The 12876-nt window shown below is 43.6% G+C and carries 13 protein-coding genes; 7 read left to right on the top strand and 6 right to left on the bottom strand.

The genetic code is table 11. The features are described from left to right. The first annotated feature begins 69 nt into the window (after positions 1-69). Both IJJ71_RS08550 and IJJ71_RS08555 read left to right on the top strand, forming a co-directional pair. Positions 70-1485 carry an MATE family efflux transporter gene (locus tag IJJ71_RS08550; protein WP_296846411.1) on the top strand — a complete coding sequence of 472 codons (1416 nt, stop codon included), beginning with the start codon at positions 70-72 and terminating at the stop codon, positions 1483-1485. A gap of 166 nt (positions 1486-1651) precedes the next feature. After that, positions 1652-3745 carry a helicase-associated domain-containing protein gene (locus IJJ71_RS08555; protein WP_296846412.1) on the top strand — a complete coding sequence of 698 codons (2094 nt, stop codon included), beginning with the start codon at positions 1652-1654 and terminating at the stop codon, positions 3743-3745. 29 nt (positions 3746-3774) lie between these two features. Here IJJ71_RS08555 and IJJ71_RS08560 read toward each other — a convergent pair whose 3' ends face one another. Then, complete coding sequence (locus IJJ71_RS08560; protein ID WP_296846413.1) at positions 3775-6009, bottom strand: amino acid permease; 2235 nt, start codon at positions 6007-6009, stop codon at positions 3775-3777. A 173-nt stretch (positions 6010-6182) separates the two neighbouring features. Continuing rightward, positions 6183-6542, bottom strand: coding sequence for a helix-turn-helix domain-containing protein (locus IJJ71_RS08565; RefSeq protein ID WP_296846414.1), 360 nt, complete (start codon positions 6540-6542; stop codon positions 6183-6185). 130 nt (positions 6543-6672) lie between these two features. Between IJJ71_RS08565 and IJJ71_RS08570 the strand changes: the two genes are divergently transcribed. From IJJ71_RS08570 to IJJ71_RS08585, 4 genes are all read left to right on the top strand, one after another. Then, positions 6673-8310: a hypothetical protein gene (locus IJJ71_RS08570; protein WP_296846415.1), complete on the top strand. Its 1638-nt coding sequence runs from the start codon at positions 6673-6675 to the stop codon at positions 8308-8310. A gap of 115 nt (positions 8311-8425) precedes the next feature. Then, positions 8426-8644, top strand: coding sequence for a DUF3791 domain-containing protein (locus IJJ71_RS08575; protein WP_296846416.1), 219 nt, complete (start codon positions 8426-8428; stop codon positions 8642-8644). Beyond that, positions 8604-8909 (top strand): DUF3990 domain-containing protein, encoded by a 306-nt coding sequence (locus IJJ71_RS08580; RefSeq protein ID WP_296846417.1) that lies wholly within the window; start codon positions 8604-8606, stop codon positions 8907-8909. The genes IJJ71_RS08575 and IJJ71_RS08580 overlap by 41 nt, the downstream gene beginning before the upstream one ends. Positions 8910-8912: 3 nt before the next feature. Beyond that, on the top strand, positions 8913-9125 hold the full coding sequence (locus IJJ71_RS08585; protein WP_296846418.1) for a hypothetical protein: 213 nt from the start codon (positions 8913-8915) through the stop codon (positions 9123-9125). A 45-nt stretch (positions 9126-9170) separates the two neighbouring features. On the opposite strand, the gene IJJ71_RS08590 is transcribed toward IJJ71_RS08585, so the two are convergent. The 3 genes from IJJ71_RS08590 to IJJ71_RS08600 all read right to left on the bottom strand — a co-directional run bounded on the left by IJJ71_RS08590 (position 9171) and on the right by IJJ71_RS08600 (position 10734). Then, a complete protein-coding gene (locus tag IJJ71_RS08590; protein WP_296846419.1) occupies positions 9171-9452 on the bottom strand; it encodes a hypothetical protein in 282 nt (93 codons plus the stop codon). 172 nt (positions 9453-9624) lie between these two features. Then, positions 9625-9819 (bottom strand): hypothetical protein, encoded by a 195-nt coding sequence (locus IJJ71_RS08595; RefSeq protein WP_296846420.1) that lies wholly within the window; start codon positions 9817-9819, stop codon positions 9625-9627. Between the two features lie 219 nt (positions 9820-10038). Beyond that, positions 10039-10734, bottom strand: a complete 696-nt coding sequence (locus IJJ71_RS08600) for a recombinase family protein (protein ID WP_296846421.1) — start codon at positions 10732-10734, stop codon at positions 10039-10041. 43 nt (positions 10735-10777) lie between these two features. On the opposite strand from IJJ71_RS08600, the gene IJJ71_RS15015 reads away from it, so the two are divergent. Then, entirely contained in the window at positions 10778-11038 is a 261-nt protein-coding gene (locus IJJ71_RS15015; protein ID WP_486389620.1) for a gp53-like domain-containing protein, read from the top strand. Here IJJ71_RS15015 and IJJ71_RS08605 read toward each other — a convergent pair. Next, positions 11033-12784 (bottom strand): gp53-like domain-containing protein, encoded by a 1752-nt coding sequence (locus IJJ71_RS08605; protein WP_296846422.1) that lies wholly within the window; start codon positions 12782-12784, stop codon positions 11033-11035. The genes IJJ71_RS15015 and IJJ71_RS08605 overlap by 6 nt on opposite strands. Between the last annotated feature and the right edge of the window lie 92 nt (positions 12785-12876).

Consider the following 12876-nt stretch of genomic DNA (forward strand, 5'->3'; position numbering starts at 1 on the left):
CGCCAAAGTTTTTCATACGCCCACTATCCAGGTTGGTAAAAATTCATTTTTCTTTTATAATAAATCCTGATGCAAAATCAAACTTCCCTTCAAAAAATGCTCTCTGAGCCGGTTGGCTCGCTTATAATCAAAAACGCGGTTCCTACGATCATCACTATGATGATTACTGCGATTTACAACACCGCTGACACTTTTTTTGTCTCAAAGCTCGGAACTTCTGCTAGCGGGGCGGTGGGCGTGACTTTTACTCTCATGTTTTTGATGCAGGCATGTGCTTTTACAATCGGAATGGGAAGCGGCTCAATCACAAGCCGTGCTCTTGGCGCGGAAGATTTTAAAAAAGCAAACACCACCTGCTCCACCGCGATTTTTACAGCGTTTACGGTCGGAGTTCTTTTTACTATTTTTGGGAATCTTTTCCGTGAGAGCCTTGTGCGCAATCTTGGTTCCACGCCCACGATTCTTCCTTATGCGCTTGACTATGCACGATACATTCTTTTTGGCGCGCCATTTATCATCACTTCCTTTGCGATGAACAATCTCATGCGCTTTCAGGGACGGGCGGTTTTTTCGATGATTGGAATGATTTCCGGCGGAATCCTGAACATGATTCTTGACCCGATTTTCATTTTCGTATTCGGGCTGGGCATTTCCGGGGCTGCGATTGCTACTTTAATCAGTCAGATTGTGAGTTTTTCGATTCTTCTTTCGATGTTTATCCGAAAAAAATCCCTCGCAGAGCTTTCGCACAAGCACATTTCCCGCGCGCTCAAAACTTATTTCGATATTATCACGACCGGGCTTCCTTCGTTCTTCCGTCAGGGAATGGGCGCACTTTCGGGTATTTTTTTGAACAGGCAGGCCGCTTTTTATGGAGCAATCACGCTTTCGCTTGCGGCTACTTCGGCACTTGCGGCAGATGCGGGAGTAGCGGGTATGGCAATCTGTAACCGCGTGGACAAATTGTTACTTGCGATTGCAATCGGTCTGGGGCAGGGATTTCAGCCTGTGTGCGGAATGAATTACGGAGCAAAAAAGTTCGACCGGGTTCGCCAGTCGTATTCCTTCCTTGTAAAAGTGAGTGCCACCGTGATGACCGTTTGTGCTGTCCTTGTCTTTATTTTTGCGCCAGAGATTGTGCGCTTCTTCCGCGATGACGATGCCGTGGTTGCCGTTGGAGCTTTGGCTTTGCGCGCTCAGTCGTGTGTCCTTCCTTTCCATTCGCTGATTTTCGGAACGAACATGCTGCTTCAGGTGGCCGGTGAGAAAAAGAGCGCGACTTTCCTCTCTTCAATGAGGCAGGGGCTTTTCTTCATTCCGTGTATTTTTTTGCTTCCTCATCTGGTCAGACTTTTTGGTGCGGAAGAAATTCTCGGCGTGCAGCTCACGCAGGCCGTCTGTGACATGCTCGCCGCAATTTGTTCTGTGCCGTTTATGGTGAGATTTTTTAAAAAACTGAAAGTGGAAAATTATGTTTTGCCTTAGCGATGGTAGCCCCGCCGAAGGCGTTCACGCGTAGCGGGAATGAAGCGATTAGCGGAAGGGCGAACGTAGCGCCCCTCCGGGGAAGGCCCAAAAAAATTCTTTTTCTGTTTAATTTTTTCTTAATTTGTGCTATTCTTCCATATCGCGATTTTTTAGGAGCTTTTTTATGCAGTTAGACCCAAAGGTACAGAGAATCATTGACTGGCGAGAGAGCATTGCGGTGCTACCGGACAATCATTTTTTTGAGATTATACGAATGTACTTGGGCGAAATAAAAACTCCGTTTAACAAGCAGAAGCTGATTGAGGAACTTGGTGCATTTATCCGCCGTGAGGAGACTCGACGCACGCTCGTTTCACTTTTGAGCGAGACTGATTTGCGGATTATTACTGCGGTCAAATACATTTCAAACGCAACTCAGGAAAAACTTTATTCATTTTTTGCGGGAACTTATTCTTTTGCGGCACTTTACGAGCGGCTTTTGAATCTTGAGGAACGGCTCATCCTTTACCGAAAATGCGACCGAAACGGAAAAACTGTCGTCCTTATCAATCCACACCTTGAGACTGACCTTGAGCCTTACACCAAGCAGTCTGTTCTTTTGGAGCCGCCGGAGTACGCGGGAATTTCTTACGAGGCACCGGTTTCGCTTTCCCCGGAGCTGATTGCGGCTTTCATTTCGTTCATCCATAAAAACCGGGATTTGTGCAAGGCTGACGGCACTTTTAAAAAACGCACTGAAGCCGAAATCGAGAGGCTTTTCCCTGGCAAAACTGAGATTCTTTACAATCTCACAAAAGCTTTCATCAATCTTTCGCTGATTCGCGAGGTTAGCGAGGGCTACGAAGTCGATAAAAACAAATTCCTTGCTTTTGCACGGCTCGACGAGCGGCTTCAATATGCCTATTTTTGCGTGGCAAGCGCAGGCCGATTTTCCAGAAGCTCACTTGTTCGGCAGGCAAAGCTTCTTCTTGAAGTGGCAAGTTCTGTTCCGCACGAAGGATTTTCACGAAGCATAATTCTGCGCCTTGCATATTTGATTTCAGAGGATCAGGGAGACGGCACAGGAGTTCCTTCACTCGGCACAAGTTCCCGCTTTTCGGCAATTTTGAACCGTGCGCGGGAAGCAGAGGCGGATAGCGCGATTATCGAATCTGATTCAGACCTTTCCTCAATTTTGGACAGGCTGATTGAATGTGCTTCACTTTTTGGAATTCTGGCAAAAAAAGGCACGGATGTTCACGATGAGGCAATTTATGTCTCTGGCTCAATCTTCGAGCCAAAAGAATTTGAAGAGACTCCAAAAGTTCTGAGCGTTGATGCGGGCTTCAATGTCACTTTGATGCCGGGACTTTCCCTGGAAAATCTTATTCCGCTCATGGATTTCATGGAACTCGTTCAGTTTGACACTGCTGCGGTTTTTGAAATCAACCGAAAGTCGGTTATGCGCGGGTTCGATGCCGGGCTTTCCGCAAACAGGATTTTTTCTCTTCTCAAAAAATATTCGCCTTACGAAATCCCGCAGAATCTTGAAATTTCTGTGGACGATTGGAGCAAATCTTATTCTTCCGCAACGATTTACAAAGGCTATGTCTTGCAGGTTAGCCCTGAAAAAGCCGCAATCACCGAGAACAATCCTGCAATCGCGCCGTTTATTGCGGCCAAACTTGCGATGGGAATCTATCTTCTTTCGGTTGAGAGCGATGAGCAGGCACAGGCGATTATTGCACGAAGCGGCCTTGACTTCATCGGCAAAATCAAAACTCCAGAAAAAACTTACGAAAGCATCGGCTTCCCGGAATTTACCGTTCCAGAAAAAACAGACCGATTTGACACGAGCGAAGAACCGGCTCCAACTTCCGACGAAGAGCGGGCCGCACATTTTGAGGCCATGCGTGCCGAACTCGAAAAACTCAATCTTCCGCAGGAGAAAAAAGAAGGCCTTGCTCAGCGAATCCAGCACAAAATCATTTTGTCGCCGGTTCAGCTCCGCGCAGACAGCGTAAAATACGAGCGAATCGAAGCCGGCGGCATGGATTTCTCTGGCAAACTCCATATCGTAGAAGGCTCAATCTCAAACAACAGCATGGTCGAGCTTCAGTTTGACGACCGCGTAATCGTTGGAATCCCGCTTTCAATCACAAAAACTGGCACGGACGCCAATGTTTTGATGGAAGTGATGCCAGACCGAGACGAAAAAGTGCTTTCAATTGGTCAGGCAAAATTCGTCAAGCGAATCAGAGGAAGCGTTCTCAGGTAATTAGCAATGTGCAGTTAGAAGGGGGCGAGTTATTTCACCATGGCCTTCAGCTGCTTTTTTCGCACATACATGTTTGCATCGGCGCGCTCAAAAACCGTGGTGTAATTCTTGTCGTTTCCTGACTCATACTCCGCGATTCCTGCCGCTACGACGACTTTGCCGTTCTGCCCGTTGTTTTCTTCGGACACTTTGTTAAGCTCTCCCAAAATCTCTGTCCTGTGCTCGTAATCGTAGCCTTTTAAAATCACCACGAATTCATCTCCGCCAGTACGGAAAACCGGGCTGTGGTCAAAAAGGAAGCAAATCAAATGACACGCTTCCTTGATGTACTCGTCGCCCGCTTTGTGCCCAAGATTGTCGTTCACCCATTTGAGATTGTTCACATCGCACACAACGACCGCAAATTCATTGATAAGTTTTTGCTCAAGCTCCATGTTAAGGTCGGTTTCATATTCCGCATAAGCGTGCTTGCTTTTTACGCCAGTGAGTGAATCCGTGAACGCAATATTCCTTGTGACAGAAATTTCATGCTCGTGCTCGATTTCCCTTTTGCTGATGATGGTCGAATTGCTCAGAATAATCAGAGCCGTAATAAGGAAGAAAGCGATGACCGTGAAAGTCGTTTTGAGATTCGCTGCCAGAACATTTTCAAAAGCCAGCCTGAGTGAAAGAGCAAGATAAGCTTCATCATCGACGCTCGCCCAATGCTCGGTAACAAGAGTGTGGATATAATCATGAACTTTCGTAAATCCTGACTCGACGGCATTTCGGTCAGTCTCAACAAGCCACACGAGCGTGAGAACAAGAATCAGCGAGAGAAGGAACATCCATACAATGTTTGAGCGACCATAAATGCGTTTTTTGTCGTTTTTGAGAAGAAAATGAAAACGCACAAAGCCCAAAATTGACCAGACAGAGAACAAAAAGTAAGATTCTGAAGAAATTGTGCCCCGCGAAAAAGGAGTCGGAATCACCAGGAAAATGAAGAAAATCAGCATCATCGAAAGTGCGAAAATTCCTGTGAAAACCTCGGCCTTGCTGGAATCCTTCTTTGCGATTTTGAAAGTCACGAAAGAAAGGAAGCCGTAGATAATCGTAGCTCCAATCGTTGTGACATCAACAATCCAGCCAATCGCCGTGCGCCCCAAAAAAGGCATAAAACACGAAATGATAGCCACAAGCCACACCGCCCGCGAAGGAATTGCATTCTTTGAAAGCTTCGAAAATGTTTTGGGAACGACTTCATCCTCTGAGAGCGTGAAAATCAGCCTGCTCAGTGCATAAATGTTTCCAATAAGACTTGTGAGAATGAGAGCGAGAAGAGCGAACATCAGAATGTAAAAGCCAGCGTCGCCCATGTAGTGAGTTGCTGCATAAAAGACCGGCAAGCCGTGAACGCCCTCGATATTGCCCATGTTTGAAATGTATTCGAACCAGTTCTGGTACTCAGCCGGATAAGCCGAAACAGAAAGCAAAATCAAAGCAATGTAAAGAATCGTCGTCGTGATTACAGCCGTGTGAAGAACCGTGCCGGATTTTTTTGAAGAAAATTTGAACTCAGGCACGAAATGCGAGATATTCTCAAAGCCGATGAAAGCCCACGGAGAAATAAAAGCAATTTTGAGCACCTGAGCCACTTCCTTGCCCGAAGGAACGAAAGCAGGCTTGTAAGAGAACGAAGAGCCGCCGTGCTTAAAAATCGCCGTAAAAAAACAGACCAGAATCCCGACCACAAAGAAAATGACCAGACCTGCATTTAATGAAGTAGAAAATTTGCGAGTTTTGCTGCAAATCAGAGCCGTGACGAGAATTGCAAAAATCGAAAGCAAAGCCTCGCCCAAAAAAACTTTGTATCCGAAAATCGAATAACATTCCCCGACCTTAAAAAAATCCCCGAAAAAATACCGTGCGAACAAAGGAAGACTCGTAGCGTTCGCCCAGAACATCGCAAGATAAGTGAGAATCAAAAAAGTGGCGACCAGAAAAGCATAATCGTGCCCCAGAACTTCTTTGGTGTAAGAATAAGCACCGCCCGAAGACTGGAATTTGTTCATCAAAAACTGATAATTGTGAGCCACAAAAAGCATGATGACCGCGCCAATCACTAAGCCCAAAATGCTTCCCAACGGCCCGGCCCCGGCCAAATAAGTGTTGCTCGTGATAAAAAAAGACCCCCAGCCGATACTGGTTCCAACCGCGAACGCCCAGGTCGGCACAAGAGAAATGTTTTTGCTCAAAGATGTTTCGTTAGACTCTGCACTCATTTTCCGAACTCCTAACTCAAAATTATACCACCACTTGCCGGAAAATAAAGAAAAATGTAAAGAAAATTTTAAGAGTTTGAAAGGGTGAAGTCTCCCCCTTCGGTCGCACTTCGTTGCGCCCTACCCCCTCTGCGGGGCAAATTAACTTGCTTTGTGCCCCGCAACTCCCCAAATTAATCTTCTGTAACACCGTTTTTGTAGGCGCGAGCAATTTCCAAAAAATGCGTGAGCTGATGTGGATTGAGACTGCCGAGAATGTGATTGATTTCCTTTTTCTGCCAGTCAGACTTCGTTCCCGATTTTGACGGCGGAGTTGTTGAGTCCGAGCCAGTCACAAGATATTCCGTGGTGGTGTTCAGAGCCTGTGCCATGCGGACAGCCACATCAGCGGCAGGGATTGAGCCACGGTAGAGGTACATATTGAGCGTGTTGATACTGATTCCTATTCGTTCGGCAAAGTCAAGCTTTGAAATTCCCTGATAATTTAACTCGTCTGAAAGCCTTTGTTTGAATAATTTCTGCTTTGTTTCCATGTTTTTAAGAAAATTTATAGAAAATGTGTAATTGAAGTTTGACTTTGTGTGATATTGAATATATCCTATTTGTAATTACGCATAAAGAAATTGTGTAATTGAAATATCTTTTTCTTCAAAGGAGGCTCTTATGAAAAATGCAATGAAAAAATTCGGGTTGATGTGGCTTCTTGTGTGTGCGGTCGCTCTGATTTTTGTTTCTTGTAAAAAAGAAGATGATGACGATAACAGCGGCAATGGCGGCGGTTCTGAAAATGGAAGCGTGGCTTTGCCTGCGAATGTAGGTACGAATGAATTTGCAGGAAAAACATGGAAAGTTAGTAATGTAAGTTGGAATCATGGAATTCAAACATTGGTCTTTACCGACTCGACTCTCAAAAAAAATGATGAAAATCCTAATGGCTACACCGAAGTGTATAACTACAACTATGCTTATGACAGCACGAACAAACTGCTCTACCTTTCTCTTGTTTCTGTGAAAATGGGCGATGGAACGACAATAACCACGCAGGCTGAATATGTGAGTTTCCACAAAAACGAGGCAAGTGAGTATAAGGAAACTTGGAATGAGCGAGATGAGATAGAAGCAAAATCCGGGGCGAAAGATTTGTTTGAAATCCTTAGAATTTATAAATATTCAATATCTTCTGACGGTTCTTTGAAACTTGCAGAATATTTTTCAGGTTCGCTGCCTTCTAACATACGCTTCGAATCTAGCAGCATAAAAAGAATCAAAGGTTCTGATATTAGGTTGGAATGTTCGGATAACAGCCACACCTATATTTTTATGACTTATAACAACGGTTCATTTTCTGGAACAGCCGTCACTGAGGGAACTGTTCTCGGAAAAGCAGCAGGAACTTACACTATACAAGGAACAGGAACATCAAATTGCACCGTTACGCTGAGATTCACAACATTGCCAGACAAAATAACTGAAATCAGTTCAGTTCAAAAAAATACAGATTACACGCTAGTGCAAGAAGAAAACAGTATAACTTACGCTTCGGGAGAAAATGGCTCGGAAAATGTGTCCGCGAAACTCCCTGCGAATGTCGGAACAAATGAGTTTGCGAATAAAACATGGTCAGCAAGCATGATAAAGTATTCTTTCAGTGATTCAACCGTAAAAAAAATTGAAGGAGATGAAGGAGATAATGAAGAGTCCAACTACAAGTATTCTTATGACAGCACGAACAAACTGCTCTATCTTGCGCTTGTTTCTATAAAAATGGACGATGGAACGACAATAACCACGCAGACTGGCTACGTAAACTTTCTCAAAGAAGCGTATGACACTACTTGGAATGAGCAAGATGTGATAAAGGCAAAATCAGTGGCAAAAGATGTGTTTGAAATCCTTGAAGTTTATCGCTACTCAATAGCAGAAGACGACGGTTCTTTGAGTCTTGAAAAATATTTTGCAGGTTCTCTTCCAACAGCAGTGGAGTTTAACTATTCTGGCACGGGTGGAGTGACAATGCAGCTTGAAGGCTCTGAGTTAAAATTAAGATTTTCAGACAATAATAAAGTCTGGATATATCTTACTTTCAACAACGATTCATTTTCTGGAACTGTCTTCAAAAATGAAAATGATCTTGGAACAGCAACAGGAACTTACACTGCACAAGGAACAGGAACCTCAAATTGCACCGTTAAGCTGAGATTCACATCAGTACCAAGCGAATTAAGCACAGAAATTCATACGAACACAGATTATACGCTTACCCAAAAGCAAGGTTCTGACACTTACACTTTGTCAAATTAAATTCTGTAAACCGCCGTTCTGCTCACCCCCAGAGCGGCTATTTTTTCCCCTTCAGTCGTCTTTCCAATTCTGCTTTAAAAAATGTCAGAATCACTTTATAATTACTGCAACAACTATGACAGAATCTCAGCAGATTTTATACATGCAGATTAGAATTCTCAGAATCACGGCAGCAAAATTAAAGCTTTCATTAAAGCAGACCTCTCAGCTTTTCAAGAAATTTGATGTCCTAAAGTATATTCGCGAAGGTTTCGGTATTTTTTATGTTGAAGGCGACGAGGCTGTTTTTGAAGATGTGTACGAATACCTCAAAATCAAGGGGGCGTTCGCATGAAAGCCGGAATGATGTTTTTGTTGATATCCGCAAGAACTTGGAATCTTATGATGTGATTTCCGGGAAAATTGCGAACGATGACACGAACACGACAATTATGGCATATATGGGAAATGTATTCGGCGAGATGGGGAGCGAACAATCAGACAAAATGTGTATAAGCCTTCTTCTTCCTGAGCGATTGCAAGACCAGTTTTGTTTTAGAACAGATAAAGCTCTTTCAAAATTGCAATTTTTGAAATCTGAAAAAGTTTCGTTGGAGTAGTTCATGCCGAGTGAAAAAACTTTGTTTGCAATGGATATAAACACTCTTCTAGCAGTTGAGCAGCTTGCAAAAGAAAAAGGAAAAACTCCCGAGTCTATTCTCCTTGATTTTATGCAGTCAAACACAGCAAAAATGGCTTACGATGATGCGACAAAACTTTGGTGGGACGGACCTGCAAGTACCGCAGAATGTTACAAAGAGGAAGTCGAAAAATAATCAGTTCACAAATGAATTGAGTTGGAGACCAGAACAGCGGTTTTCCTATCCAAACAAAGCGGCAAAGGCAGCCCTTGCCTGGTCGGATTTGCTCGGCCCCTGATTTCCAGCACCGGCATCAATCTGAGCGACCGAAAAATAGTCGCAGAAATTTGCGCGCTCCTTGTCTTTCACAAGCTCGTCGATTGTCTCATGGCAGTCGTAATGGCTCCCCGGAGAATAAAATTTGCAGTTCACGCAGGAATGTAAATCTGCCCCGCAAATCTCGCAGGTCGAAGTTCGAACGATTTGCGCCTGGGTGATAGGCTTTCCACATTTTTTACACATGAACTCAGTATAAGGCAGGATTGTAGAAAATGCTAATGGATTTTGCGGTCAAAAATTTTGAGATCAAGAATTCTTGACATTATAGTGATTTATGTTATATTTAAAACAGATAGCCCGACAGACTGCGCACGGGGGGCTTTTTGGCTGATTGGACTGCGCCCTTTCCTATCTGTTAATCGCCGTTTTGGTTAGTCCAGAGCGGCGTTTTGTTTTTGAAGAAATCACTTCTGATAGGCGTCGCTGTTTTTACATCATAAAAATCCCCGTCTGGTGCAGGTGTTAATTCTACATACGCAATAGACATTTGTTTATCAGTTTTGCAGATAATTAAGGACTTTCCATTATTATAAATCCTATCAAAATCCATGCAGACATATTCTACAAAATCTCTTGCGTTTTCAAATCCGACATTTTTTAAGTCTGTAAGGCGTTTTTATAATTTATAAATAAAAAAGACTAGAATTTTATAATAAAAACTGATGTATTTATACATAAAGAAAAAGACATAAACAGAATTAAAAATTCAGCTCATGTCTTTTTCTTCTACATTGGTTCAGGCATGTTTTTTCTTGCGGATCTTTCGTTTTTACTGTTGAAAGTATCCGTGTTTCTTGAACCAATTTCTTTCTAAAACTGTCGGATGACCATGCCTTTTAGGACATTCTGAAAGCGGTTTTGGAGGCTTGTCATATAGATGTTCTTTTATGAAGCGATCTAGTGTACACCATGTAACGCCAAGTTCACGAGCGATTGACAGTTTACTACGACCTTCTTTTAAATAACGGCGAATCATATATCTATACGGAGTCAATTTGTAAAAATGGGGTTTCTGACCTTTCTTACGACCGATTTGCTTTCCGGCTTTTCTCGCACGGTCCAGACCTTGTTTAGTCCGTTCTGATAATAATGTTCTCTCAATCTCTGCGGAAAGCCCGAATGCGAATGCAAGCACTTTTGACTGGATGTTGTCGCCAAGTTCGTAGCCCTCTTTGATTGCGATAACTTTCACTTTCTTTTCGAGAAGTTTTTGTAAAACATCAATAATCATCATTAACGAGCGGCCGAGCCGTGAAAGTTCTGTGATTACAATAGTGTCATTTTCCTGTACATTTTCAAGCAGTTTCCCGAGTTTGCGTTTCTCTGGCTTTTTAGTTCCGCTGATTGTCTCCGAAATCCACTGAATGTGATACAATCGCCTGTAACGGCAGAACTTTCTGATTGCGATTTTTTGATTCTCCACTGTTTGTCCATCTGTTGAAACACGAATATATCCATAAATCATAAATTTTCCTCCAAGAAGATTATGACGGAAAATTTAATTTTGAATGAACGGTTTGTTGATACAATGGGGACAGGCTGTCCTTTCAAATTCATCTGCCCCCCTTATTTTTCCAATCGCTTTTTCTACAGCTCCCGTCGTGGTAGCAACTCTGAGAAATGGAGGTAGTTTTAATCCTTATGCGGTAGAACTACAGATACAAAGCACATCACAAACACAGGCTATAATTATGGCTGGCAGTACGATGGGCCTTTACTCCACCCCAGTTTTTATGTGGTTTGCAATAGGAAAAGGGCAAAATTTATGACAGTCCAATTACAAACCAAAATACAGAATATGGTGCGTAATTATTATTCAACCATTCAAGTCTGCGAGGAGAAAAAACTAAATGAGAATTATCTATAAGGCAAAGCTGAACACAATCAATAAAAAAACCGTCATTTCCACTCCATGATTGGAGTGATACGGACATTGGCTTTGAAAAGGAAATGGGAAAGAAAATAGCTGTCTTCTCGCTGCTTGGCTTCGATTTCCCCCATTGTATCAACAAACCGTTCTCAAAGGCTATATAACCATAATCATCGGCAAATCTCCATGTCCTTACTCCGAGAGCTCCGACTGCACCAAATCCAAGTTGGGAGTTGTCTGCAAAATAATTGAACTGTTTGTATGTGGACAAATTAACAAGGATAGTTCCATACCAATTATTGTCTTGATATTCGAGCATAACAAGGCCTCTTACTCCGCCTTCCACACTCATGGGCTTTGCCCCGGTGTTGTTCACATTAAGTGTCAGACTTGTACTAGCACCGGCATCGGATTGAGCAGCATTATACATAAGGATTCTTGCCCCATTGGTGGGCGAGAATCCAGGAAGGTATGCCGTTTTATTAGGATTTCCTGGGGACGTATTGCAGTATGCGATACCAAATATAGCGCTCTTTGCATTTGTGACGCTTTGAGCTCCGATATTCTCCTGCGTGATAAAATCAAACCAGCCGCTTCTGGAATTAGTGTTGCCTGTCTGCCTCTGGTACTGCGGAATTCCCAAGAATGGAAGCCGCAGGATAAAATTATAATAACTTTCGCCGTTGCCGTGATTGCTTATCAAGTAATGTGCCCAGCCAGAAGCCCCTTGAAAGTTGTCGGATGTTTGTTCATAAGAAAAGCCGTTTTCTGACATGCCTGCAGCGTTCAGTTTGTTAGCATTAGCAGCAGTGCCTGATAAGCTGCCTGAGAAATTTGGAGAGGAGACCGTGCCTTTCGCAAGTACTGAGCCGTCTTTCATCACGCTAAATACCGCCCCTGCATCAACATTGTCCGCGTTTATTACCTTGAGAGCTCCGTCCGTGTTGTCGGCACTGACCAGAGAAAAGGATCCGCCGACATTGACTTCGTCTGTTGTCTCCAACCTGCCTTTTATTCTCATGGTTCTTGCCGGCGTTCCGCCGTTGGTACTTCCGGTAGGATTCACGGTGAGGAAACTGTCACTGTCAGAATCTGCTATGGAATTCTTGACCCGGAACACGCCTTTGACGATGGTGGCGAGGGACTGGAAGACTATATTTTTTATCGCGAGGAAAAACTGTTTTGTGCGGGGGATAAAATGCAGGTACTCGTCGTTCTCGGTCGGGCTTTCCTCATGCGCTGGGTTGTTTCCGACGAAGAATTCTCCAGCTTCGGCGGTATATGTTCGTTCAATTCCTTCCGGATCAGTGAAGTCATAACGCATCGTTTTTCCAGCCCAGAATCCGCTTTCCGGCACCTGAAGCCCTTCCGCCGTCATATTTCCTGCGGTCGCACCTTTAGCGAGAAGGTTCACAGCGGCGATTTCTTCTGCTGTTATAGCCCCTGCGGCGATTTTTTCCGTTGTCACCGACTGGTCAGCAAGTTTGTTCGCCGTGATGGCCTTGTCTACCATATCTGCTGCACTCCATGCTGTGGCGAGGATGTTGATGTCAACGGATGGCGATACACCGCCACTTCGCGTGTTTTTTGCGAAACACGGAAGATTGTAAAATGAACTTGAAATAGTAAAAATAAAAACACCCATACAAATGGAAATTTGTTAATATGTTTTTCACCACAAAAACCAAAATTAACAAAGGAGAACCATAAGTATGGGCTTAAATCATGTTACTTTAA

This window comes from Treponema sp. (assembly GCF_017430385.1).
Classification (GTDB): Bacteria; Spirochaetota; Spirochaetia; order Treponematales; family Treponemataceae; genus Treponema_D.

Excerpts from the sequence above, each read along its gene's own strand:
- IJJ71_RS08550 (WP_296846411.1), top strand. The coding sequence starts at position 70 with ATGCAAAATCAAACTTCCCTTCAAAAAATGCTCTCTGAGCCGGTTGGC.
- IJJ71_RS08555 (WP_296846412.1), top strand. The coding sequence starts at position 1,652 with ATGCAGTTAGACCCAAAGGTACAGAGAATCATTGACTGGCGAGAGAGC.
- IJJ71_RS08560 (WP_296846413.1), bottom strand. The coding sequence starts at position 6,009 with ATGAGTGCAGAGTCTAACGAAACATCTTTGAGCAAAAACATTTCTCTT.
- IJJ71_RS08565 (WP_296846414.1), bottom strand. The coding sequence starts at position 6,542 with ATGGAAACAAAGCAGAAATTATTCAAACAAAGGCTTTCAGACGAGTTA.
- IJJ71_RS08570 (WP_296846415.1), top strand. The coding sequence starts at position 6,673 with ATGAAAAATGCAATGAAAAAATTCGGGTTGATGTGGCTTCTTGTGTGT.
- IJJ71_RS08575 (WP_296846416.1), top strand. The coding sequence starts at position 8,426 with ATGACAGAATCTCAGCAGATTTTATACATGCAGATTAGAATTCTCAGA.
- IJJ71_RS08580 (WP_296846417.1), top strand. The coding sequence starts at position 8,604 with ATGTGTACGAATACCTCAAAATCAAGGGGGCGTTCGCATGAAAGCCGG.
- IJJ71_RS08585 (WP_296846418.1), top strand. The coding sequence starts at position 8,913 with ATGCCGAGTGAAAAAACTTTGTTTGCAATGGATATAAACACTCTTCTA.
- IJJ71_RS08590 (WP_296846419.1), bottom strand. The coding sequence starts at position 9,452 with ATGTGTAAAAAATGTGGAAAGCCTATCACCCAGGCGCAAATCGTTCGA.
- IJJ71_RS08595 (WP_296846420.1), bottom strand. The coding sequence starts at position 9,819 with ATGGATTTTGATAGGATTTATAATAATGGAAAGTCCTTAATTATCTGC.
- IJJ71_RS08600 (WP_296846421.1), bottom strand. The coding sequence starts at position 10,734 with ATGATTTATGGATATATTCGTGTTTCAACAGATGGACAAACAGTGGAG.
- IJJ71_RS15015 (WP_486389620.1), top strand. The coding sequence starts at position 10,778 with ATGAACGGTTTGTTGATACAATGGGGACAGGCTGTCCTTTCAAATTCA.
- IJJ71_RS08605 (WP_296846422.1), bottom strand. The coding sequence starts at position 12,784 with ATGGGTGTTTTTATTTTTACTATTTCAAGTTCATTTTACAATCTTCCG.